The following is a 22,341-nucleotide window of genomic DNA, read 5'->3' on the forward strand; positions in this document are numbered from 1 at the left end:
TCGGGGCTATCCGGCCTCTTCATGGATTACTGCATTCCACGCGTTTGTAAAAACAGGATAGTGGCAGCAACGCGAGAGCGCACATTGAGTTTGCGCAGCAGGTTGCGAATATGCACTTTCACGGTCTGTTCGGAAATATTCAGCACTGACGCAATCTGTTTGTTCGACAGCCCCTGAGCCAGTTCATGCAATACATCCAGTTCACGTTCGGTGAGAATGCTGAAGGGATCTTCTTGTGCGCCGAACAGATCGCGTTCGCGCAGATATTCGCTGACGCGTGTGCTAAAAGCTTTACCGCCTTTGGCGCCGCTGCGAATGGCCTCCAGCAAGACTTCAGGATCGCTGTCTTTGAGTAAATAACCATCCGCGCCGGCATCAATTAAGGCGTACACATCGCTGGCGGCATCCGAGACGGTAAGAATAATAATTTGCGCGGTGACGCCATCCCGGCGCAGCGCGTTCAGGGTGTCCAGTCCGCTCATGCCTTTCATATTGAGATCCAGCAGGATCACATCCAGGTCCAGACGGTTAGCCAGATCGATAGCGCTGGCACCGTCACCTGCTTCCGCGACTACGTTAAATGCGGGATCCAGTTGCAATAATTGACTAATTCCTCGCCGCATTAGTGGGTGGTCGTCGACAATCAGCACCCGAAAAGGCGTTGCTTCAGGCATACTATTCTCCTGAGTTTTTATTAGTATCATTATTGTTTTCAGCGCATCACTCGTCTAGTTTCATCGCGCTGATGAGAGGGTAAATTTTACCCCAATTTGTGCATGGGTAAGTAGTAAAACCTGTGCCAAAGGCCGGGCTAATAATAAGGAACGTGGAATCGCAGGTATAAAAAAACCAACCATGAAGGTTAATGCCGATCATTTAAGGATCGGTTGACCGATCCGGTGGTTGATGTAAAAAGGGTTCATGTCTCTACATGGACCTTTTTAAATGGAACTTTCACAGGCTCTCGGCATTATTCATCTCACTACAAAGTGAACGGGCCCGTTCACTTTGTAGTGGCACACTGAATTTGGCCACCTGAACAGAGGTGATATCCTCACCTCTGTTCAGGTGCCTCAATGAAGAAAAGAAATTTCAGCGCAGAGTTTAAACGCGAATCAGCCCAACTTGTTGTTGATCAAAACTACACTGTTGCTGATGCGGCCAGTGTTATGGATGTGGGGCTCTCCACAATGACACGGTGGGTAAAACAGCTGCGTGATGAACGCCGGGGCAATATCCCAAAAGCCTCCCCAATAACCCCGGAACAAATCGAAATACGTGAACTGAAAAAAAAGCTACAACGTATTGAAATGGAAAATGAAATATTAAAAAAGGCTACTGTAGATTCAATTGGTCAACGCAACAGTTATGTGAAAACATGGGGTTGCGGAGGTTTTTTGAATGAGACGAACATTTACAGCAGAGGAAAAAGCCTCTGTTTTTGAACTATGGAAGAACGGAACAGGCTTCAGTGAAATAGCGAATATCCTGGGTTCAAAACCCGGAACGATCTTCACTATGTTAAGGGATACTGGCGGCATAAAACCCCATGAGCGTAAGCGGGCTGTAGCTCACCTGACACTGTCTGAGCGCGAGGAGATACGAGCTGGTTTGTCAGCCAAAATGAGCATTCGTGCGATAGCTACTGCGCTGAATCGCAGTCCTTCGACGATCTCACGTGAAGTTCAGCGTAATCGGGGCAGACGCTATTACAAAGCTGTTGATGCTAATAACCGAGCCAACAGAATGGCGAAAAGGCCAAAACCGTGCTTACTGGATCAAAATTTACCATTGCGAAAGCTTGTTCTGGAAAAGCTGGAGATGAAATGGTCTCCAGAGCAAATATCAGGATGGTTAAGGCGAACAAAACCACGTCAAAAAACGCTGCGAATATCACCTGAGACAATTTATAAAACGCTGTACTTTCGTAGCCGTGAAGCGCTACACCACCTGAATATACAGCATCTGCGACGGTCGCATAGCCTTCGCCATGGCAGGCGTCATACCCGCAAAGGCGAAAGAGGTACGATTAACATAGTGAACGGAACACCAATTCACGAACGTTCCCGAAATATCGATAACAGACGCTCTCTGGGGCATTGGGAGGGCGATTTAGTCTCAGGTACAAAAAACTCTCATATAGCCACACTTGTAGACCGAAAATCACGTTATACGATCATCCTTAGACTCAGGGGCAAAGATTCTGTCTCAGTAAATCAGGCTCTTACCGACAAATTCCTGAGTTTACCGTCAGAACTCAGAAAATCACTGACATGGGACAGAGGAATGGAACTGGCCAGACATCTAGAATTTACTGTCAGCACCGGCGTTAAAGTTTACTTCTGCGATCCTCAGAGTCCTTGGCAGCGGGGAACAAATGAGAACACAAATGGGCTAATTCGGCAGTACTTTCCTAAAAAGACATGTCTTGCCCAATATACTCAACATGAACTAGATCTGGTTGCTGCTCAGCTAAACAACAGACCGAGAAAGACACTGAAGTTCAAAACACCGAAAGAGATAATTGAAAGGGGTGTTGCATTGACAGATTGAATCTACAACCGCGCTCTTGATGTCAGACTCCCTGAACAATTTTCGTTAATCGGGAAGCTCAGGGCGCGTTATCCAGTGGCCACACTCTGCCACGTGTTCGGGGTTCATCGCAGCAGCTACAAATACTGGAAAAACCGTCCTGAAAAGCCAGACGGCAGGCGGGCTGTATTACGCAGCCAGGTTCTGGAGCTGCATAACATCAGCCATGGCTCTGCTGGCGCAAGAAGTATCGCGACCATGGCAACGCTGAGAGGTTTCCGGATGGGACGATGGCTTGCCGGCAGACTCATGAAAGAGCTGGGGCTGGTGAGTTGTCAGCAGCCTACTCACCGTTATAAGCGCGGCGGTCATGAACACATCGCTATCCCGAATCACCTTGAGCGGCAGTTCGCAGTGACAGAGCCTAAGCAGCTTAATTCGTGGCAATGAATCCTGACAGGGTTACTACTTTACAGTGTATGGGTTATGTATTTACGGAGCGTGATTAATTATTTTTTATTGATTCAGATCACAACTTTACAAATTGTTTCGATTTACATTAATTTACAGTGTCTGGGTAATTCCTTAGGTGTTAATAAAAATGAAGATTAAGCTATTGATGGTGGCGGCAGTTTCTTTAGTTGTACTCAGCGGTTGTACAAATGACCCTAATAGCATGTGGAACAGTCGTTATGCTTTTAAATCAGTTGGTCAGGTGATGGCGATGTGCGATAGCGGTGATAAGGCGGCTTGTTACGCTGCCGCTGATATGCAAGGTCTTACGAATGGATTGAATGCGGCGAACCAGCAAATGCAGCAGCAACAAGCAGTGCAACAGCAGCAGCAACCAGCAGCACCGACTATGACTACGACAACCTGCAACCCTATGGGTAATGGCGTTGTGTGTAACACCTATTGATTTGTACTCCATTCAAGAATATCAATGCCGCCCCATAGAAATGTTCCTGTGGGGGTCTGCGGTTTTGATTCTCCTCAAATAAATTCCCTTTTACAGTGTCCTGCTCTTCACAGTGTTGAGGGCTGAAAAGCTCGATTGATTTTTTTCGGCACGTAGCGCAGCCTGATAGCTCATGCCGTAATGAAATGGAGGTATGGTTTTTTACACCTGTCATAGTGGCGTAATATTTGTAATGAACTTCACAAAGTGCGAATTGACAATGCAAGGGATTTATGTAGAAGTGTCGGGGCAAAAGATCAAGTGTGCATACACAAAATCCTAGCCCCGATTAGATTTCCAACAACATAACTAACTTGTTGAAAATAGGGTGTTAATTGGTCGGCACGAGAGGATTTGAACCTCCGACCCCCGACACCCCATGACGGTGCGCTACCAGGCTGCGCTACGTGCCGACGCTATGGCTGCTAATACTACTGCTTTCCGCTGCGAATGCAAGGGGAAGCATCGCTAAGTGATTTATAATTAATCAGTTAGCAATAAATCGTTTCTCATCCGTCAGAACCTGTAGCAGCAGGCTTAGCTGCGGTTTCTGATCTTTTATTTTTTCGCCGCGTAAATCATAGGTCTGATAATTACCGTTGTTGTTCAGCACCAGCGTCATCTCTGGCGTGGTAACGGCCATCGTGCTGCCGTCGGCGGCGGTAACCCAGTAATGGCGGCGGTTTGCATTGAACAGATCCTGCCCCTGCGAGTATTCGTTAGCAGGCGTGCTGACGTGCAGCAGGCGCTGCATGAGCGTTGTCATCAGGTCTGTATGATCGGTCAGGCTATTGATGCGTTGGGCAGGCGTTCCCGGCCAGTGAATAACCAGCGGAACCTGCAGATGACCGCGCGACCAGGCAAAATTGTTCTCTTCCTGAGTCAGTGGCACGCCCCGACCTGCGGTAATAATCACCACCGTGTTGTTCAGTTTACCGGAGTCGCGCAGGGCACTTAGAATACGGTTAATATTGGCATCCACATCCTGAGCGGCGCTGGCATAGCGTTTGGCAAAGTTCTTCTGGTTGCTGTTATCAAGGTTCGTCCCGTTAAAGGAGACCCACGAGAACCAGCGGTTATCTTCCTGCGCGTAGCGTCCCAGCCAGTTAATCCACTGGCTTGCGGTTTGTTCGTCAGATTGCGTTTGTACGCTTGGCATGGAGAAGTCTGACAGCAGCGCCTGGCGATACAGCGGGCTGGTAAAGCCATCCGAGGAGAATAGCCCTAACTGGTAACCCTGCTGGTTCAGTGCAGTAATCAGCGCCGCAGGCGTACGGGTCGACAAAATGCCGTCCATGTAGCTTGGCGAGACACCATAGAACAGGCCAAAGATGCCATTATCCGTGGTATTGCCTGAGCTCATGTGACGCGTAAACGAGATATTCTGCCCGGCGAATTCAGCCAGCGCAGGCATCTGTTTTTCAAAGCGTGAGTAGTTCAGACCGTCGACGGTAATCAGCAGCACGTTCTGACCGGTGCCCATATCGCGATAGCGCAGTTCGCTGAGCGGGTACTGCACGGAAACCGCTTCTGGATTGCCCTGTTCGATCAGGCGTCGCTGATACTCTTGCGCATCCAGCAGGCCATGTTTTTCCAGGAATTTACGTGCCGTCATCGGGTAGGAGAGCGGCAGATTCGCACGCTGCATGGTAATCGGGCGATAAAAATTGGCATCCGCCCAGATATACACCACGTGCGAGGCGATAAAGGAAACGAAGAAGAATGCTGCTAACGGTTTGGCAAAATGGCGACGACGCGTCAGGCTGCGCAGCTTTTGCCAGCTCCAGGTTGCAAACAGCATTTCAATTAACAGAATAACCGGTACGCTGATAAACATCAGTTGCCAGTCACGCGCCGCTTCATTCTGGTCTGGGTTGATGACCAGTTCCCAGACGATCGGATTGAGATGCAGGTGGAAGCGGGTAAAAACTTCGCTGTCGATTAGCAACAGCGTCATGCCAGCCGTCGCCAGAATAGCTGATAAGAATCGCATCAGCCTCTGGGACATGACGATAAACGTCAGGGGAAACAGGATCAGCAGATAGGTGGCGAACACCAGAAAGCTAAAATGCCCGACAACGCTCAGGTAGGAATAAACACGACCTGCAAGGGTTGTCGGCCAGTCGGCGACAAACAGGTAACGGCTACCGAGCACCATGGCCAACAGAATGTTGAACAAGGCAAACCAGTGCCCCCAGCTAACCATCTGGGAGACTTTCTCACGGTAGCGTTGACGATGAGTTACCATAAACTGTTGTTCGTTTCCCCGGAGCAGGCTCTTAATGCGCTTGGTCGTCGTTTACCGAAGACTGCAATGCGCGGGCAAAAGAGTTGGCAATCGCCTGGCGCTGGGCCGGTGCGATGCTTGTATTGATAAGGTTAGTCACCATATTTCCCAGTACCATCAGGGAAAGGTCGGTCGGCGCCTTATGTTTTTCCAGTATGTTGAGCATCTCATTCAGCAGTTGTTCAACGTGTTCGTCACTATAGCGGGAAATTTGTGGCATAAATCGAAATCAGTCTGTTCATGAAAGGGCAACATATTACCGTACAGACAGTTTTTTTTCTGCTTTTTTATCTTCTATTGCGTCACTGCCCGGCAGGTGGTTGAATACCGCCCGGTCTAAAAGGAGAGTTTATCATGAGTCTGGATATCAACCAGATTGCCCTGCACCAGCTTATCAAACGTGACGAGCAGAACCTTGAGCTGGTCTTGCGCGATTCATTACTGGAACCGACAGCGACCGTTGTCGATATGATGGCTGAGTTGCATCGGGTGTACAGCGCCAAGAATAAAGCTTATGGCCTGTTTAGCGCAGAGAGTGAACTGGCGCAAACGCTGCGTTTACAGCGTCAGGGCGAAGAGGATTTTCTGGCCTTTAGTCGTGCAGCGACAGGGCGCTTGCGGGACGAACTGGCAAAATATCCTTTTGCCGATGGCGGCATTGTCTTGTTCTGCCATTACCGCTATCTGGCGGTAGAGTATCTGCTGGTCGCCGTGCTGAACAATTTAAGCAGTATGCGCGTCAATGAAAATCTGGATATCAACCCGACACACTATCTGGATATCAATCATGCGGATATCGTGGCGCGTATTGATTTAACCGAGTGGGAAACCAACCCGGAGTCCACGCGCTATCTGACGTTCCTGAAAGGGCGGGTAGGGCGCAAAGTCGCCGATTTCTTTATGGACTTCCTGGGTGCCAGCGAGGGGCTTAACGCCAAAGCGCAAAACCGCGGCCTGTTGCAGGCGGTCGATGACTTTACCGCCGAGGCGCAACTCGATAAAGCTGAACGCCAGAACGTGCGTCAGCAGGTGTACAGCTACTGTAACGAGCAACTGCAGGCCGGTGAAGAGATCGAGTTGGAGTCGCTGTCCAAAGAGCTTTCCGGCGTCAGTGAAGTCAGCTTCAGCGAATTTACCGCTGATAAAGGCTACGAGCTGGAAGAGAGCTTCCCGGCGGATCGCAGCACGCTGCGTCAGTTAACCAAATTTGCCGGAAGCGGCGGCGGGTTAACCATCAACTTCGACGCCATGTTACTGGGTGAGCGTATTTTCTGGGATCCAGCCACAGATACTTTGACCATCAAAGGTACGCCGCCGAACCTGCGCGATCAGCTACAGCGTCGTACCTCGGGCGGGAAATAAAGCCGTTTGCCGGATGGGGGCGTTAACGCCTTATCCGGCCTGCGTGATTCATCTTTACCGCCAACAAAATCCCATAAAAAAACCCCGCCGAGGCGGGGTTTTTCTTCAACTTGTAGGCGATTACGCGCGAACGAAGTCGATGTGTGCCAGCTTCGGCTTGAACGGGTGACGCTGTACTGCCTGAGCTTTAACTTTCACTTCTTTACCGTCAACAACGATGGTCAGAACTTCGCTGTAGAATTCAGCTTTAGCTTGCATGTTCATAACTGCATCGTGATCCAGTTCGATAGCAACCGGGGCTTCTGCGCCACCATAGATGATTGCCGGGAACTTGTTAGCGGCACGCAGGCGGCGGCTCGCACCCTTACCCTGCTCTTTACGTACTTCAGCGTTGATAGTAAACATTTAAATCTCTCTTTAATAATTCCTGCTACAGGCGACCCAGCAACAGGTAAGTGATCTGCTTTGCGTATGCAAAAGCGGGCGAGATTCTATACTTAAACGGCTGGTACATCAATCAAAAGTACGATTAACCGCGTAATTCATGTGCCCGACGATAGCGTCCTTCATAATCGAAGACCTTTTCACGGACCTGCCAGTACTGACCTTTCATGCGCGCCACCACGAAATCAGGATGACGTAACAGCGCCTGCTGGGCGAGGATATCGGCGGCGGTTATCCAGCGTAAGGGAATGCCGGGCGTTCGGGTGTGCGGGCGAATAAACAGTTGCTCGAAAGCCGTACGTTGCGCGGGAGTTTGCAGGCGAAAGCGTTCGCTAACGTCGGCACCATCTTCATCGTAATAGGTGATTTTTAGCCATTCGCCTTTTTCATCCTGGCCGTTTTGTAACACCATGCCGCTACAGCGCAGGACCAGCGCATCTTTGAGCCTGAGCGCGGCTTTCAGCATGTCATCCGGGTCAACCAGCACCGTGTCGCACTCCCGACAACGGCGGGCGGCGATATCATTTTCCGCGTTGCATTGTGGGCAGTTTTTAAAACGAAAACGAAAATCGCACTGTTCGCGATGGCCGTCATCATCTTCAAACCACCCCTGACAGCGGCGGCCAAAGTGTTCAATCAGCGTGCCGTCTGCCGTTGTTTTGCCCCAGAAGGTGTTTGCAAACCCGCAGGTGGGACAGAACACCTGCACCGGAACGTTATCGCTTTTCCCTTTCGGCGCCCCCACTTCCGGCGCGTAAAGATCGTGCGGGTTACCGGCATAATCGAGGATCAGACAGTCGGTTTTACCCGGTGCCAGGCGCAGGCCGCGACCGACAATTTGTTGGTAAAGGCTAACTGACTCCGTCGGGCGCAGAATGGCGATAAGGTCGACGTGCGGGGCATCGAAGCCAGTGGTCAGGACCGACACATTCACCAGATAGTGAAAGCGCTGGGCTTTGAACTCTTCAATCAGCACATCACGCTCAGCGCCAGGCGTGTCTCCGGTGATTAGCGCGGCATCGTCAGCAGGCAGCAGGCCCAGAATTTCTTTGGCGTGCTCCACTGTGGCGGCGAAAATCATCACCCCTTTGCGCGTCTGGGCAAACTCGACAATCTGGCTGATGATATGCGGCGTTATTCGCTGCTGCTTTTTCAGTTCCTGATTGAGATCTGTTTCGCTAAACAGGCCGTTACTCTGCGCCTGCAGGCGGCTGAAGTCATACTGCACTACCGGCATGTCGAGGCGTTCTGGCGGCGTCAGATAGCCGTGTTTAATCATGTAACGCAACGGTAATTCATAAATGCAGTCACGAAACAGCGCTTTTTCATCGCCGCGCACCATACCGTGATAATGAAAGTGATAAATCCAGCCTTTGCCCAAACGAAAAGGAGTGGCAGTAAGCCCGAGCAGGCGTAAGTGGGGATTTACTTTGGTCAGGTGAGTGAGGATTTGCTGATACTGACTCTCGTCATCATCACCAATACGGTGACATTCATCGACGATAAGCAGCGAGAACTCTCCCTGAAAGGCGTCAAGATTACGCGCCACCGACTGTACGCTGCCAAATACCACTTTCCCGTGGCTCTCTTTACGCTTCAGACCTGCGGCAAAAATATCGGCTTCCAGCCCCAGCGCGCGATATTTGGCATGGTTTTGCGCGACCAGTTCTTTAACGTGCGCCAGTATCAGCACGCGACCACGCGCCACGCGGGCCAGTTCAGCAATCACCAGGCTTTTTCCCGCACCGGTTGGCAGGACGATAACCGCTGGCGTGCGATGGTGGCGGAAATGGTTGAGCGTGGCATCCACGGCTTCTTTTTGGTACGGGCGAAGAGTAAAAATCATGGGCTCATTAAGGTAAGCAGCAACAATGTATAGTATGCCATGAATCATTTCCCTTGAGGGATGGTGTAACGCCGCTATACTGGGCGGATAATCGTCCCACTTTTCGGGCGCAATCCCGCTTCTTGTTTTTTACAGGCAAAAATCACACTCATGCGACTTGATAAATTTATCGCTCAGCAACTCGGCGTCAGCCGCGCTATTGCCGGGCGTGAGATCCGTGCTAACCGCGTTACCGTCGACGGTGAAATCGTCAAAAACAGTGCCTTTAAGCTGCTGCCAGAACACGACGTAGAATATGACGGTAATTCCCTGATTCAACAAAATGGCCCGCGCTATTTTATGCTGAATAAACCTCAGGGTTATGTTTGCTCAACGGATGACCCGGATCACCCGACAGTGCTCTATTTCCTTGATGAGCCGGTTGCCTACAAACTGCATGCGGCAGGGCGCCTGGATATCGACACTACCGGACTGGTGCTGATGACCGATGACGGACAGTGGTCGCATCGCATCACTTCGCCACGTCACCATTGTGAGAAAACCTATCTGGTGACGCTGGAGTCGCCGGTGGCAGATGACACCGCCGAACAGTTTGCCCATGGCGTACAACTGCATAATGAGAAAGACCTGACCAAACCGGCCGTGCTGGAGGTTATTACGCCAACTCAGGTGCGATTGACCATCAGCGAAGGGCGCTATCATCAGGTTAAACGTATGTTTGCCGCCGTAGGTAACCACGTTGTGGAACTGCACCGTGAACGGATTGGTGACATCAAGCTTGATGAGGATCTGGAGCCGGGTGAATACCGTCCATTGACCGAAGAAGAAATCGCCAGCGTTAACTTAACCCCGCGTTAATTTCAGGAGCTAAATGTGACCACCCGGCAGAACTCGTCAATTGCCATTGTCTTTATCCTTGGCTTGTTAGCCATGCTGATGCCGTTGTCGATTGATATGTATCTTCCGGCACTACCTGTTATCTCTGAACAGTTTGGTGTGCCTGCAGGTAGCGCGCAGATGACCCTCAGTACCTATATTCTTGGGTTCGCGGTGGGGCAGTTACTCTATGGTCCAATGGCTGACAGCATTGGGCGCAAGCCGGTGATTCTGGGCGGGACGCTGGTGTTTGCGGCGGCGGCAGTTGCCTGTGCGCTGGCACAAACTATCGATCAACTGATCGTGATGCGTTTCTTCCATGGTCTGGCTGCGGCTGCGGCGAGCGTGGTTATCAACGCCCTGATGCGCGATATCTATCCGAAGGAAGAGTTTTCGCGCATGATGTCCTTTGTCATGCTGGTCACGACAATTGCACCCTTACTGGCACCCATCGTGGGCGGCTGGGTATTGGTATGGCTGAGCTGGCACTACATCTTTTGGATCCTCGCCGTGGCGGCTATTCTGGCGTCGGTGATGATCTTTACGCTGATCAAAGAGACCTTGCCGGTTGAGCGCCGCCAGCCGTTTCGCTTGCGTACTACTCTCGGCAACTTTGCCTCGCTGTTTCGCCACAAGCGTGTACTGAGCTATATGCTGGCCAGTGGGTTTAGTTTTGCCGGGATGTTCTCGTTCCTGAGCGCCGGACCTTTTGTTTACATTGAGATCAACCACGTTTCACCGCAGCATTTCGGCTATTACTTCGCGCTGAACATTGTTTTCCTGTTCGTGATGACCATCATCAACAGCCGCTTTGTTCGTCGGGTTGGGGCGTTGAATATGTTCCGTACTGGCCTGTGGATCCAGTTCGTGATGGCGGGCTGGATGGTCTTTAGCGCGCTGTTCGGGGTTGGTTTCTGGGCGCTGGTGGTGGGCGTTGCGGCGTTTGTTGGCTGCGTGTCGATGGTGTCATCCAACGCCATGGCGGTCATTCTGGATGAATTTCCGCATATGGCGGGAACGGCGTCATCGCTGGCAGGGACGTTCCGTTTTGGCATTGGCGCCATCGTTGGGGCGCTGCTGTCACTGGCGACCTTTAACTCGGCCTGGCCGATGATCTGGTCGATAGCGTTTTGCGCTACCTGCTCAATTCTCTTCTATCTCTACGCCAGTCGCGCCAAAAAACGGTGATCTATTACACAACCTGGGGGCGATAGGGCCTCCAGAGTTGATGTACATCAACCGAAAATCTATCAATTTCCCCGCTTATGTTTATTTTATGTAAAATCAATTTATGTAAAAAGTCACATCATTGTAGTTAAAAAGGTTGAGTTAGATCGCAGAAACGAGTACATATAGCGCGGAAATATGCCAGAACCGTTGAATAAATTTAAATATTTGGTTCGGAAAGTGGCATAAAGTCAGGGTGTAAACGTTTACGAACTGTTTAAAGACGTATTGTCAATGATGTGTTAATATTGATGTAAAATAATTGTGAAGTGATTGTACTTCCAGGGAAAGAAAGTGATGACATTACAACTCTCAATCGTTCATCGTCTGCCACAGTGCTATCGTTGGTCGGTGGGTTTCGCAGGTTCAAAGGTTGAACCGATTCCGCAAAACGGTCAGAGCAATGAGAACAGCCTGGTGGCGCTCAAATTGCTTAGCCCTGATGGTGACAGCGCGTGGTCAGTCATGCATAAACTCAGCCAGGCCCTCAGCGACATTGAGGTACCTTGTTCCGTGTTGGAATGCGAAGGAGAGCCGTGCCTGTTTGTGAATCGCCAGGATGAATTTGCCGCGACCTGCAGACTGAAAAATTTCGGCGTGGCCATCGCAGAGCCGTTTTCAAATAACAATCCGTTTTGAGCGTCAGCTTAGCGCGAGCAACTGACGCGTATATGCCTGCTGTGGCGCGTTAAATACGTGCTCGCATTGTCCTTGCTCCACGACCTCTCCCTGCCTTAGCACAATAACCTGATGGCATAACGCGCGTACTACGTGCAAATCATGGCTGATAAAGATATAAGCCAGGCGATGCTTTTCCTGTAAAGACTTTAATAACGTCAGGATTTGCGCCTGTACAGTTCTGTCGAGCGACGATGTTGGTTCATCCAGAATGATCAGGGAAGGCTTGAGAATCAAGGCTCTGGCAATGGCTATACGTTGACGTTGACCGCCGGAAAACTCCGCCGGGTAACGATGCCGCGTTTCGCTATCCAGTCCCACTTCCGCCATTACCGCTTTCACCTGCGCTTCTCGCTGTTCGGCTGACAGGGTTGGCTGATGAACGCGCAGTCCCTCCTCAATAATCTGTAGCACGCTCAGGCGTGGGTTCAGCGAGGAGTTGGGATCCTGAAACACGACCTGAATGCGGTGACGTACCGGTAACAGCTGGCGGCGATTTAAGGTATGCAGCGCCAGGCCATCGAACACAATGCTTCCCTGTGAGGTGATTAACCTCAGTAGCGCCAGCCCGGTAGTGCTTTTCCCCGATCCTGACTCCCCGACCAGCCCCAGCGTTTCACCGGGCCGGAGGGAAAAACTGACGTTGTTAACCACAACGTTATGGTCCACCACGCGCTTCAGGATACCTTTACGGATGGGGAAGGCAACGCAGAGTTTTTCCACTTCCAGCAATGGCGCTTGCCCGGCAGGTACAGGCACCGGATCGCCGGAAGGTTCGCTGTTTAACAATTTCTGCGTGTAGGGATGCGTTGGCGCAGTGAGCAGTTGTGCTGCTCGATTTTGCTCAACGCACTGGCCGTTTTGCATCACCGCAACGGTATCGGCGAGTTTTTTCACAATGCTGAGGTTATGGGTGATAAACAGTAATCCCATGTTCAGCTCGCGCTGTAGCTCCCGCAGCAACTGCAGGATTTGCGCCTGTACGGAGACATCCAGCGCGGTGGTCGGTTCATCGGCAATAAGCAGCTCCGGTCGCGTCAGCAGCGCCATGGCGATCATCACGCGCTGGCGTTCACCGCCGGATAGCTGGTGCGGATAGTCTGCGAGACGTTTGGCCGCCTGACGGATGCCGACCCGATCCAGACAGGTCAGTATTTCTGCCCGCGCGGCCTCCCGACGCATTCCCCGATGCAGCGACAGCACTTCATACAGCTGTTTTTCCAGGTTGTGAAGCGGGTTTAGCGACACCATTGGCTCCTGGAAAATCATGGCGATTTTATTCCCGCGAACGCCGCGAAGCGTCTGCTTATCGGCATGAAGCAATGATTCGCCATGAAAACGGATGTCGCCGGAAAGGTAGACTGCGGGAGGGGTCGGTAATAACCGTAGAATAGAAAGTGCGGTCACGCTTTTACCCGAACCGGACTCGCCCACCAGCGCCAGAGTTTGCCCGGCTTCAACCCTCAGTGAGAGGGTATTGACCACGGTGCGCACGGTCTCCTGTTGGCGAAAACCTACCGATAAATTTTCAATAGTTAATAGCGGTTGTGTCATCTTAAATCGCCTTGTTGGGATCGAACGCGTCGCGTACCGCTTCACCAATAAATATCAGTAGCGATAATAGCAGGGCAACGGAGATGAACGCGGTGATACCAAGCCACGGTGCCTGCAGGTTGTTTTTACCCTGTAACAGGAGTTCTCCCAGCGATGGCGATCCAAGCGGTAAGCCGAAGCCAAGAAAATCCAGCGAGGTCAGAGTGGTGATCGAGGCGCATAATATAAACGGTAAAAAGGTCAGGGCGGCGACCATCGCATTGGGCAGCATATGGCGCAGAATAATACTGCGATCGCTCACGCCAAGCGCCTGAGCGGCACGAATGTAATCAAAGTTTCGGGTACGTAAAAATTCCGCGCGTACCACGCCAACCAGGCTCATCCAGCCAAACAGCACGGTAATGCCCAGTAGCCACCAGAAGTTTGGCTGGACCACGCTCGACAGCAGTATGATCAAAAACAGCGTTGGCATACCTGACCAAACCTCAATGAATCGTTGCCCCCACAGATCCACCTTGCCGCCATAATAGCCCTGGATTGCGCCAGCCATGATCCCCATCACGCTGGAGCACAGGGTTAGCATTAATCCGAACAGGACAGAAATACGTGTGCCGTAGAGGATCCGTGCCAGCACATCACCACCGTTGGCGTCTGTTCCCAGCCAGTTTTGTGCAGAAGGCGGGGAAGGGAAGGGCTTATCAGTGGCAAAGTTAATGCTGGTGGCTCCAAAGCGTATCGGCGCCCACAGGATCCAGCCCCGGTTTTCCAGGCGCTGCTGTAACCACGGATCCTGATAATCAGCCTGGGTCGCCAATGGTCCGCCGAAGTCGCTTTCACTGTAGTTTTTGAACAGGGGGAAATACCAGCTACTGTCGTAGCGCACCAGTAGCGGCTTATCATTGGCAATCAGTTCTGAACACAGGCTAAGGCCGAAGAGCAGTAGAAAGATCCACAGCGACCAATAGCCGCGACGGTTATGGCGAAAACGCGCCCAGCGGGCCTGATTGACGGGGCTTAATCGCGACATTAGCGTCCCTCAAAATCAATACGGGGATCGACCAGCGTGTAGCTGATGTCGCTGAGGATATTCAGCAGCAGACCGATCAGGGTGAAGATATAGAGCGTGCCAAACATTACCGGGTAGTCACGTGATACGGTGGATTCATAACCCAGTAGTCCCAGACCGTTAAGCGAAAACATCACTTCAATCAGCAGCGAACCGGTAAAAAACATGCTGATAAATGTTGCCGGGAAGCCAGCGATTACCAGCAACATGGCATTGCGAAACACATGTTTCCACAAAATGTTTTTCTCGCTGACCCCTTTGGCGCGCGCGGTGACGACATACTGTTTGCGTACCTCATCCAGAAATGAGTTTTTGGTCAGCATGGTTAGCGCGGCAAAACCCCCAACCACCGTCGCCAGCACTGGCAGGGTAATATGCCAAAGGTAGTCGGTCACTTTCTGATACCAGGGCAAGGAATCAAAATTGGCGGAAACCAGTCCGCGAAGCGGGAACAGGTCGTAATAGCTGCCCCCGGCAAAAAAGACGATCAGTAAAATCGCAAACAGAAAAGCCGGTATGGCATAGCCAATAATAATGAATGCGCTGCTCCAGACATCAAATCGGCTGCCGTTGTGAACGGCTTTGCGGATCCCAAGCGGTATCGACACCAGATAGATAATGAGCGTACTCCATAGCCCCAGCGTGATGGAAACAGGCAGGCTGTCTTTGATAAGCGTCAGCACTGAGGCGCTACGAAACAGACTGTCGCCGAAATCGAAACGAATATAGTCCCAGAGCATTTTGAAATAACGCTCATGAATGGGCTTATCGAACCCGTAACGGCGAGTGATTTCGGCGATCACTTCCGGGTCAAGACCACGGCCACCTCGGTAATTACTGTCGCTGATATTGCCGACGCCGGTTTGCGCGTGGCTGGCGCGAATGCCTTCACTACCCGCGCCGGGTAATGCCCCGCTTTGTCCGAACTCAATAGCGGCGACGGCCTGCTCAACCGGACCACCGGGGGCAATCTGCACGATAAAAAAGTTGATGGTGATAATGGCCCAAAGCGTTGGGATCACCAGTAGCAGACGTCGAATCAGATAAGCGCCCATTTATTCTCCCTGCCGTCTGGCTGCTGGCAGTTTCGCCGCTTTGTTAACGTCGTACCACCAGTTGTCGAGACCAATGGTATAAATGGGGCGAATAGCTGGATGCGAAAACTTATCCCACCAGGCGATGCGATCCTCTGCCATAAACCACATCGGCAACATGTAGTAGTTCCAGGTTAATACCCTGTCCAGTGCCCGACCGAGTGGGATTAGTTTGGCTTTATCACCCTGCGCCGCGATGATTTGGTTGATCAGTTTATCAATCACCGGGCTTTGCACGCCCGGGGCGTTATAGCTGGAGTCAATATATTCAGAGGCCCAGAGAATTTGCAGGTCCGAACTTGGCCACGGCATTGCGCGATACAATCTCGGCATCATGTCATAGTCACGACTGCGCAGCCGGTTTGTGATTTGTGAGTTATCAACCTGGCGGATGTTCATTGTAATGCCTAAGCGCTGCAGGTTGTGCTGGAACGGCAGCACCCACTGACTGTTACTGCCCGCCGGGAGCAACAGTTCAAAGCTCAGGGGTTTACCGTTGGCGCTGTTTACGCGCTGTTGTCCCTTAAGTACCCATCCGGCCTGCTCCAGTAAGGCATCGGCTTTCAACAGGTTGTCACGATCGTAGCCATCGCCTTTTGATTTCGGCGGCTGATAAATTTGGCTGAAGACCTCAGGAGGGAGATCTTTTTTCAAGGGCGCAAGTATCACCAGTTCATCCGCATCGGGGTAATTTTTAGCGGCATACTCGGTATTCTGAAAATAGCTGTTGGTCCGACTCCAGGCGTTATAGAACAGAGCTTTATTCATCCATTCAAAATCAAATGCCAGGGTGATGGCTTCTCGCACCAGTCGGTCGCTGAACACTGGGCGCTGAATATTAAACGCCAGCCAACGCGTATCCTGGGCGGATTCGTTTTTTTGCTCATCTTTGATGATGTAATGATTCGCGAAATTTTTACCGGTATAACGTGTCGCCCAGTTTTTAGCATCGTTTTCAAGACGCAGGTCAAACGCCCCGGCCTTAAACGCTTCAAAGGCGACGTTGTCATCCAGATAGTAGTCGTAGCGGATGGTATCAAAGTTCCAGCGGCCACGGTTGACGGGCAGATTAGCGGCCCAATAATCGTTGACGCGCGAATAGACAATGTACTGACCCATCTTCCATTTCGTGATGCGATAAGGACCGCTGGCGAGCGGAGGCGATGATAAGGGATCGCTGAGCTTATGATCTTTCCAGTATTTCTCTGGCATCACGGGTAATGAAAACAGGCTGAGCATGTCCTCTTTACCCGGTTTGGCTAATTCAATACGTACGGTTAATGGCGCGATCGCTTTTACCGTTGTTCCCTTGTAGACCAGGCGAAATTGCGGCACGCCTTCAGTCATAAATTTGTGGAAGGTGAATGCGACATCGCTGGCGGTAATGGGGGAGCCATCGTGAAAACGCGCTCGCGGATTGATGGCGATTTCTACCCATGAATAGTCATCAGCATAGCGTGCGCTGTCGGCGATGAGCGGATAATAGCTGCCAGGTTCATCGTCAGAGGTAGTAAACAGCGTATCGTAAAGCGTTTCGGTACGTGCTCCGGGATTACCGCGCATCGCATAGCGGTTGAAGTTATCGAATGTGCCGATGGCGGAGAGGGTGATTTGCCCGCCTTTGGGGGCCGCAGGGTTGACGTAATCAAAGTGATTAAAGTTAAACGCGTACTTCGGTTCGCCCAGTACGGCAAAAGCATAGCTTTCTTTGATGGACTGCGCCTCGGCGCTAAACCCGATGAGGGCGATAAACAGCAGCAATACGCGAGGGATCATTAAATGCGATTTCCTTTTCCTGCCACAACCCGACGGGCATCATGCCTGAAAGATAAGGGATGTGGCGGCGAGTGAGAGTATATGATTCGCATACTGCGATCACCACGTCGGCTTATTGGGCTGCGCCATCCAACGCACGAAATCAGCAAGTTTTAATGGTCGGCTAATCCAGTATCCCTGGAAAAAATGCACCCCACGATCGCGCAGCCAACGGGCTTGCTCAGGCGTTTCAACCCCTTCAGCCACCGTCAGCATATTAAGACGCTTAGAGAGTGTCAACACGGCGTCCAGAACCGGAGAGGTCAGGGTCTCTGTTCCAATGGCGTTAATAAAGCCGCGATCGATTTTCAGGTAGTCAACGGTAAAGCGTTCCAGATAAATCAGCGCGCTATGACCGGTGCCAAAATCATCAATGGCAATTTCAAAACCTGCGGAATGAAGCCATTCAAAAAGCTTTGTGGCCTCGTGTTGATTAAGCATATCCCGTTCGGTGATTTCCAGCACCATCTGGAAATGGTTTGCGGGAAGCGAGGTCTGCAGGTGATGAATGTCGTCTTTAAACGTCTCGCCGTGCAGATGCGTTGGCGCGATATTGATCCCCAATTTAGCACCTGCGGGTAACACTTTTTGCAGCATCGGTGCGTCCTGGGCTATCAACTTAAAGAGATGCTGGGTCAGCGGGACAATCATTTTCTGGGATTCGGCGTAGTGAATAAAAGCATCCGGAGGGATCTCACCCGTTGTCGGATGATTCCAGCGTAATAACACCTCTACACCTTTCACCTCCAGTGTCTGCACCTCTACCACGGGCTGGTACACCACATAAAACTGGTTATGTTTGATAGCGTTGAGGATATCTTTGCCCGGACGTAAACGGATGGTGTAGATATAGTACCAGAGAAGAAGCGCGGCAATAATCCCCGCCATGCATCCCAACATAATCGAATACCAGATGTCGGTATAGGTCCACTCATCAGCATATAAACGAATCTGTAGCGGAATACCTTCCAGGGTCGCCTGCCGCCAGTGAGAGTGGGGCAGAGCGGAGGCATCAATAATCCGTGATGAAAATGTTGAAATCGCGTTATCACCGACGACTATGGCAATACCGTTAAAATCATCCTGTCGGGCGGTATAAAGCAGATAAGGGGCCAGATTAATATTCAGTGAGGTAAACACGCCGCTATCAGTGAACGATGGGTTCCGGTGCCAAATCATTATTGCCGGCTTGTTCGGCATCATGGGCGTACCGGGGAGTAATTCCACATCAATATTTCTGCTGATATCGAGGCTTGGGACCAGATCTAAAATCGGGGTGAACATTGCGCCCGTTGCGGAGGAGCAGAAAGCAATGCCGTTTTTGACCAGTAAAAATGCGCGAACGTTGAGGCTAAAGGCCGCGCTGGAGGTCAGTTGAGCAGCGACTTGTTGGCAACTGTTGGCGACCAGTGGCTGAAGGTCATCTGTGGTGGATTTGAGATCGGCGAAGTAGCTGCTGACATAATTCTGGATATCGGAAAGGAGCGTGTCGTACTTAATGTCTCGTTTATGCCAGGTCACGAAAAATTGCAGGGTACTCACCAGGAGCGCGACGATAAGCCCCGTTAACATACAGGAAAGCAGGATTTTCTGATTGGATGAAGAGGAGCGTTTAAACATAGTTCCTTATGTTTACCTGAGTTAACCGCTTATTCTGTATGAATATAACCTGAAATGACTCACCTTGTGAGATTTTTCTTAGTCACAAGACAAAGCAAAAAAAAAGCACCGCCGAAGCAGTGCTTTTCAAAATGTCTCATCAGGATAGCCAAGGGATAGCTGCCAAACGAAATTAACTGCGGCTCAGGACCCGGCGAGCTTCGTTGTAACGTTTTTTCCAGTAAGGTTCGTTCATGCTGGAAATGATAACGCCGCTGCTGGTCGAGGCGTGTACGAACTGGTTATTGCCGATATAAATACCGACGTGACGGCCAGTGGAGCCAGCACGGAACAGAACCAGATCGCCTGTGCGCAGGTTAGTGCGCGAAACGGATTTACCCGTTTCCTGTTGTTCGTAGGTTGAGCGAGGAAGCTCTAAACCAAATTGCTCGCGGAACGTACGTTGTACGAAGCTTGAACAATCAATACCTTTTTTGGTGCTGCCGCCAAGGCGGTAACGCACGCCTTTCCAGTCAGCATACTGGTCCATAATACGTGATTTAACATCTATATTACGGACCATATTTTCAAATTCATCCTGAGAGGCTTGCAGTGAAGAGTTATCTCCATTGCCCACAGCATGCGTCTCAGAATGCATATTCCTGGCGGTGTTCGTTGTGCTACATGCAGAAAGCAGAACCGCAACTGCTATCGCGGGTATGCCCCGCAAGATATATCTCAAAATCGGTTGAGATTTGACCATTTTGTTTGTTTTCCCTTGAAGTCCTTAACGATAAATATCGTTATAAAAAATGCCAAACGTGACGAGACTAATTACCATCGCACGATGAGACAATTCTTTAAGGTCAAATCTGTGGCAGAACGCACAAATTTATTCCTGAAGAGAATAATTATCCCGCGAGGCAAAACGAGTTCGAGATTACCCGATCGGTCCGGTCATTGCGAGTGAATTTACGTGATTTCTTATAAGAAAAATTGATACAGAAAGTGAATAACCTGCATTGCCTAAATTAAGAACAATCGGGATAAAAAAGACGCAACCCAATCATTTTAAAGATGAATAAGATGACAGGAGAATGACAGCCAGAATGATGAAATATTGACAAGCATCATCAGGGAATCAGAGTTTTCCCTGATGATGTTAATAACTCTGCGTTATTTGTTTAAGAATTGTTTGTTTTTACCGGGCAGATAATTCGCAAACAGAGTGACTAATCGGTCGCTTAACGGTGTCATTAGCCACCAGGGCAGACCAATCAAGACGACAGTCATGGAACCGATCACGATATCGGTGAGCCAGTGAGCGCCAATCATTATGCGTGGAAAGGCAAAAACCACAGCGATAATAAGGCCGATTATTCCGGCGACTTTTCCGAAATAACGCAGCATAAATGCGGAAAAAATAAGCAGCATCATACCGTGATCGCCGGGGAAACTGTCTCTGGACGCATCTTTAGTCGGAATATGCAGCAGTTCGCTGACGCGATAAATATTATCCAGCATCAGAGTAGGGCTGGCGCGTTTAACGGGAATAAGCGCCTGGCCTAACTGATTTAATACCACTGCGGTGAGCAGCATAACCAGGCCAATAGCGACAATGCGTCGGCGACCTTCCGACGTCTCTTTCAGCCAAAAATGCAGCATCAAGGCGCCCATTGCCAGCAATGAGCAACCATCAAATGCCCGGTTATTGGTAATAGCAACAATCCACAAGAACTGCGGGCTTTCCACCAGTTTCTGGTTAAAGAAGCGGAAAACGCCCGTATCCAATGAAGACCAGATCCCATGTCCGGCAGGAAGATACCAGGACAGAAACAGCGCCAGCCCCGCAATATTGAGTAGGAGAATAAGAGGGTATCGGGTTTTCATCATCGTTTACCATTGCTATAAAAACGAAGGCAACCTTACGCGTTAGCGTCTAAACGAAGTCTCAACAATGCACTCTGTAGCGTATTCCAGTCGGTCTCAGTATCGGCGATGAGTTCAATACGGCTATCCGGTGGCGCGACGTTTTGCGTCTCAATATGCCAGTCGTCTCCCTGGCGGTTAATGCGCACCAGCCCTTCCTTTATACGCATGACACCTTTCACGCGCCCCACGGGGGCAAGACGGGACCATTCCAGCAGACCGATGGTATCGAACACCGTATCGGCGTCAAAAATCCAACCGCAGGCCTGATGGCCCTGGCCGCTGTTCAGGCTGCGCCGCCAGCGCTGCTGTGACGGCAGACTCAATGCCGCCAGTCCCTTTTTGTCTGCATGGCTATGGGCGTGCTCTGCGCTTGCAGGAAGCTCTGCCAGGTTTAGTCGGGGTAAATCCAGTAACTGCCCGTCAATTTGCCCATGGTCGGCATGAACCAACTGGCGATTGCCGCCGTAGTGTTGCCACCAGGTTTGCAAGGCGTTTTCGCTTTCCGCTGTGGCGCGGTCGGCTTTATTGGCAACAATGATATCTGCGGCGGCCAGCTGATCGCGGAAATTGTCATTGGCGACGCTTTTTTCATCCAGTAACAGCCGGGGGTCAAGAATACAGAGGGTCGCGCGCAGATCGATCCACGGTTCGTAAACCGGTGCGGTGAGTAAATCCAGAATTTGTTTAGGGTGTCCGAGGCCAGTAGGTTCAATCAGCAATCGATCGGGTTTTCCCTGGCGCAGCAGCGTATTGAGGCCAACCTGCATCGGTAGACCGTTAACGCAGCACATACAGCCGCCGGGGATCTCTTTTAGCAATGCGCCGCTGTCGGCTAACAGGGCGCCATCAATACCTACTTCACCAAACTCATTGACCAGCACGGCCCACTTCTCTGCGGGATCCTTGTTCGCCAATAGATGAAGAATAGAGGTGGTTTTGCCACTGCCGAGAAAACCAGTGATGAGATTGGTTTTAGTCACAATTACTCCAGAATCATAAATTACCGTAATGGCATTTAACAATCCTGGCGAAAAATGGGGAAAAAGAGAAGGGGGGAGGGGACGAAGACGT

The 22,341-nt window shown here is 50.9% G+C and carries 19 protein-coding genes, 1 tRNA gene and 2 pseudogenes; 8 read left to right on the forward strand and 14 right to left on the reverse strand.

Translation table 11 applies throughout. From position 1 onward, the window contains the following. Positions 1-26: 26 nt before the first annotated feature. Positions 27-674 (reverse strand): nitrate/nitrite response regulator protein NarP, encoded by a 648-nt coding sequence (gene narP, locus HV350_RS08740; RefSeq protein ID WP_016153764.1) that lies wholly within the window; start codon positions 672-674, stop codon positions 27-29. A gap of 402 nt (positions 675-1,076) precedes the next feature. On the opposite strand from narP, the pseudogene HV350_RS08745 reads away from it, so the two are divergent. From HV350_RS08745 to HV350_RS08760, 4 genes and pseudogenes are all read left to right on the forward strand, one after another. Beyond that, positions 1,077-1,334, forward strand: a pseudogene (locus HV350_RS08745) (transposase); the annotation flags it as partial. Between the two features lie 67 nt (positions 1,335-1,401). Continuing rightward, complete coding sequence (locus tag HV350_RS08750; protein ID WP_001254932.1) at positions 1,402-2,553, forward strand: IS30-like element IS30 family transposase; 1,152 nt, start codon at positions 1,402-1,404, stop codon at positions 2,551-2,553. 9 nt (positions 2,554-2,562) lie between these two features. Then, a pseudogene (locus tag HV350_RS08755) lies at positions 2,563-2,967 on the forward strand (IS3 family transposase); the annotation flags it as partial. Between the two features lie 166 nt (positions 2,968-3,133). Continuing rightward, positions 3,134-3,451: a hypothetical protein gene (locus tag HV350_RS08760; RefSeq protein ID WP_016153761.1), complete on the forward strand. Its 318-nt coding sequence runs from the start codon at positions 3,134-3,136 to the stop codon at positions 3,449-3,451. A 375-nt stretch (positions 3,452-3,826) separates the two neighbouring features. On the opposite strand, the gene HV350_RS08765 is transcribed toward HV350_RS08760, so the two are convergent. The 3 genes from HV350_RS08765 to HV350_RS08775 form a co-directional block, all read right to left on the reverse strand. Next, positions 3,827-3,903: transfer RNA gene (locus HV350_RS08765), tRNA-Pro, on the reverse strand. A gap of 74 nt (positions 3,904-3,977) precedes the next feature. Continuing rightward, entirely contained in the window at positions 3,978-5,738 is a 1,761-nt protein-coding gene (gene yejM, locus HV350_RS08770) for an LPS biosynthesis-modulating metalloenzyme YejM (protein WP_016153760.1), read from the reverse strand. Between the two features lie 31 nt (positions 5,739-5,769). Continuing rightward, positions 5,770-5,997 (reverse strand): YejL family protein, encoded by a 228-nt coding sequence (locus HV350_RS08775; protein WP_181630262.1) that lies wholly within the window; start codon positions 5,995-5,997, stop codon positions 5,770-5,772. Positions 5,998-6,131: 134 nt separating this feature from the next. Here HV350_RS08775 and yejK point away from each other — a divergent pair, with 134 nt between their 5' ends. After that, a complete protein-coding gene (gene yejK, locus HV350_RS08780; protein ID WP_016157002.1) occupies positions 6,132-7,139 on the forward strand; it encodes a nucleoid-associated protein YejK in 1,008 nt (335 codons plus the stop codon). Positions 7,140-7,259: 120 nt separating this feature from the next. On the opposite strand, the gene rplY is transcribed toward yejK, so the two are convergent. Then, complete coding sequence (gene rplY, locus HV350_RS08785; RefSeq protein ID WP_016153758.1) at positions 7,260-7,544, reverse strand: 50S ribosomal protein L25; 285 nt, start codon at positions 7,542-7,544, stop codon at positions 7,260-7,262. Between the two features lie 124 nt (positions 7,545-7,668). Beyond that, positions 7,669-9,429 carry a DEAD/DEAH box helicase gene (locus HV350_RS08790; RefSeq protein ID WP_181630263.1) on the reverse strand — a complete coding sequence of 587 codons (1,761 nt, stop codon included), beginning with the start codon at positions 9,427-9,429 and terminating at the stop codon, positions 7,669-7,671. 150 nt (positions 9,430-9,579) lie between these two features. Here HV350_RS08790 and rsuA point away from each other — a divergent pair, with 150 nt between their 5' ends. From rsuA to HV350_RS08805, 3 genes are all read left to right on the forward strand, one after another. Further along, a complete protein-coding gene (gene rsuA / locus HV350_RS08795) occupies positions 9,580-10,287 on the forward strand; it encodes a 16S rRNA pseudouridine(516) synthase RsuA (protein WP_016153756.1) in 708 nt (235 codons plus the stop codon). Positions 10,288-10,302: 15 nt separating this feature from the next. Next, positions 10,303-11,493: a Bcr/CflA family multidrug efflux MFS transporter gene (locus HV350_RS08800; RefSeq protein ID WP_016153755.1), complete on the forward strand. Its 1,191-nt coding sequence runs from the start codon at positions 10,303-10,305 to the stop codon at positions 11,491-11,493. Positions 11,494-11,826: 333 nt separating this feature from the next. Then, positions 11,827-12,171, forward strand: a complete 345-nt coding sequence (locus tag HV350_RS08805; RefSeq protein ID WP_029139605.1) for a YejG family protein — start codon at positions 11,827-11,829, stop codon at positions 12,169-12,171. A 3-nt stretch (positions 12,172-12,174) separates the two neighbouring features. Here the strand turns inward: HV350_RS08805 and yejF are convergent, their stop codons facing one another. From yejF to HV350_RS08845, 8 genes are all read right to left on the reverse strand, one after another. After that, positions 12,175-13,764 carry a microcin C ABC transporter ATP-binding protein YejF gene (gene yejF / locus HV350_RS08810; RefSeq protein WP_049282330.1) on the reverse strand — a complete coding sequence of 530 codons (1,590 nt, stop codon included), beginning with the start codon at positions 13,762-13,764 and terminating at the stop codon, positions 12,175-12,177. Between the two features lies 1 nt (position 13,765). Next, positions 13,766-14,791 carry an ABC transporter permease gene (locus HV350_RS08815; RefSeq protein WP_016153752.1) on the reverse strand — a complete coding sequence of 342 codons (1,026 nt, stop codon included), beginning with the start codon at positions 14,789-14,791 and terminating at the stop codon, positions 13,766-13,768. Beyond that, positions 14,791-15,885 carry a microcin C ABC transporter permease YejB gene (locus HV350_RS08820; protein ID WP_131379668.1) on the reverse strand — a complete coding sequence of 365 codons (1,095 nt, stop codon included), beginning with the start codon at positions 15,883-15,885 and terminating at the stop codon, positions 14,791-14,793. Before HV350_RS08820 ends, HV350_RS08815 begins: the two co-directional genes overlap by 1 nt. Further along, positions 15,886-17,700 (reverse strand): extracellular solute-binding protein, encoded by a 1,815-nt coding sequence (locus HV350_RS08825; protein WP_181630264.1) that lies wholly within the window; start codon positions 17,698-17,700, stop codon positions 15,886-15,888. A 99-nt stretch (positions 17,701-17,799) separates the two neighbouring features. After that, positions 17,800-19,359: a cyclic di-GMP phosphodiesterase gene (locus HV350_RS08830; protein ID WP_019077244.1), complete on the reverse strand. Its 1,560-nt coding sequence runs from the start codon at positions 19,357-19,359 to the stop codon at positions 17,800-17,802. A 172-nt stretch (positions 19,360-19,531) separates the two neighbouring features. Beyond that, positions 19,532-20,101, reverse strand: a complete 570-nt coding sequence (gene mepS / locus HV350_RS08835) for a bifunctional murein DD-endopeptidase/murein LD-carboxypeptidase (RefSeq protein WP_003027474.1) — start codon at positions 20,099-20,101, stop codon at positions 19,532-19,534. A 413-nt stretch (positions 20,102-20,514) separates the two neighbouring features. Continuing rightward, positions 20,515-21,228, reverse strand: coding sequence for a phosphatase PAP2 family protein (locus HV350_RS08840; protein ID WP_181630643.1), 714 nt, complete (start codon positions 21,226-21,228; stop codon positions 20,515-20,517). A 35-nt stretch (positions 21,229-21,263) separates the two neighbouring features. Further along, entirely contained in the window at positions 21,264-22,250 is a 987-nt protein-coding gene (locus tag HV350_RS08845; RefSeq protein ID WP_016153747.1) for a GTP-binding protein, read from the reverse strand. Positions 22,251-22,341 lie beyond the last annotated feature (91 nt).

The organism is Citrobacter sp. RHBSTW-01013, from assembly GCF_013781985.1.
Lineage (GTDB): Bacteria > Pseudomonadota > Gammaproteobacteria > Enterobacterales > Enterobacteriaceae > Citrobacter > Citrobacter braakii.

Excerpts from the sequence above, each read along its gene's own strand:
- HV350_RS08760 (WP_016153761.1), top strand. The coding sequence starts at position 3,134 with ATGAAGATTAAGCTATTGATGGTGGCGGCAGTTTCTTTAGTTGTACTC.
- narP (WP_016153764.1), bottom strand. The coding sequence starts at position 674 with ATGCCTGAAGCAACGCCTTTTCGGGTGCTGATTGTCGACGACCACCCA.
- rsuA (WP_016153756.1), top strand. The coding sequence starts at position 9,580 with ATGCGACTTGATAAATTTATCGCTCAGCAACTCGGCGTCAGCCGCGCT.
- HV350_RS08790 (WP_181630263.1), bottom strand. The coding sequence starts at position 9,429 with ATGATTTTTACTCTTCGCCCGTACCAAAAAGAAGCCGTGGATGCCACG.
- HV350_RS08820 (WP_131379668.1), bottom strand. The coding sequence starts at position 15,885 with ATGGGCGCTTATCTGATTCGACGTCTGCTACTGGTGATCCCAACGCTT.
- HV350_RS08840 (WP_181630643.1), bottom strand. The coding sequence starts at position 21,228 with ATGAAAACCCGATACCCTCTTATTCTCCTACTCAATATTGCGGGGCTG.
- HV350_RS08815 (WP_016153752.1), bottom strand. The coding sequence starts at position 14,791 with ATGTCGCGATTAAGCCCCGTCAATCAGGCCCGCTGGGCGCGTTTTCGC.
- yejM (WP_016153760.1), bottom strand. The coding sequence starts at position 5,738 with ATGGTAACTCATCGTCAACGCTACCGTGAGAAAGTCTCCCAGATGGTT.
- yejK (WP_016157002.1), top strand. The coding sequence starts at position 6,132 with ATGAGTCTGGATATCAACCAGATTGCCCTGCACCAGCTTATCAAACGT.
- rplY (WP_016153758.1), bottom strand. The coding sequence starts at position 7,544 with ATGTTTACTATCAACGCTGAAGTACGTAAAGAGCAGGGTAAGGGTGCG.
- yejF (WP_049282330.1), bottom strand. The coding sequence starts at position 13,764 with ATGACACAACCGCTATTAACTATTGAAAATTTATCGGTAGGTTTTCGC.
- HV350_RS08775 (WP_181630262.1), bottom strand. The coding sequence starts at position 5,997 with ATGCCACAAATTTCCCGCTATAGTGACGAACACGTTGAACAACTGCTG.
- mepS (WP_003027474.1), bottom strand. The coding sequence starts at position 20,101 with ATGGTCAAATCTCAACCGATTTTGAGATATATCTTGCGGGGCATACCC.
- HV350_RS08750 (WP_001254932.1), top strand. The coding sequence starts at position 1,402 with ATGAGACGAACATTTACAGCAGAGGAAAAAGCCTCTGTTTTTGAACTA.
- HV350_RS08830 (WP_019077244.1), bottom strand. The coding sequence starts at position 19,359 with ATGTTTAAACGCTCCTCTTCATCCAATCAGAAAATCCTGCTTTCCTGT.
- HV350_RS08825 (WP_181630264.1), bottom strand. The coding sequence starts at position 17,700 with ATGATCCCTCGCGTATTGCTGCTGTTTATCGCCCTCATCGGGTTTAGC.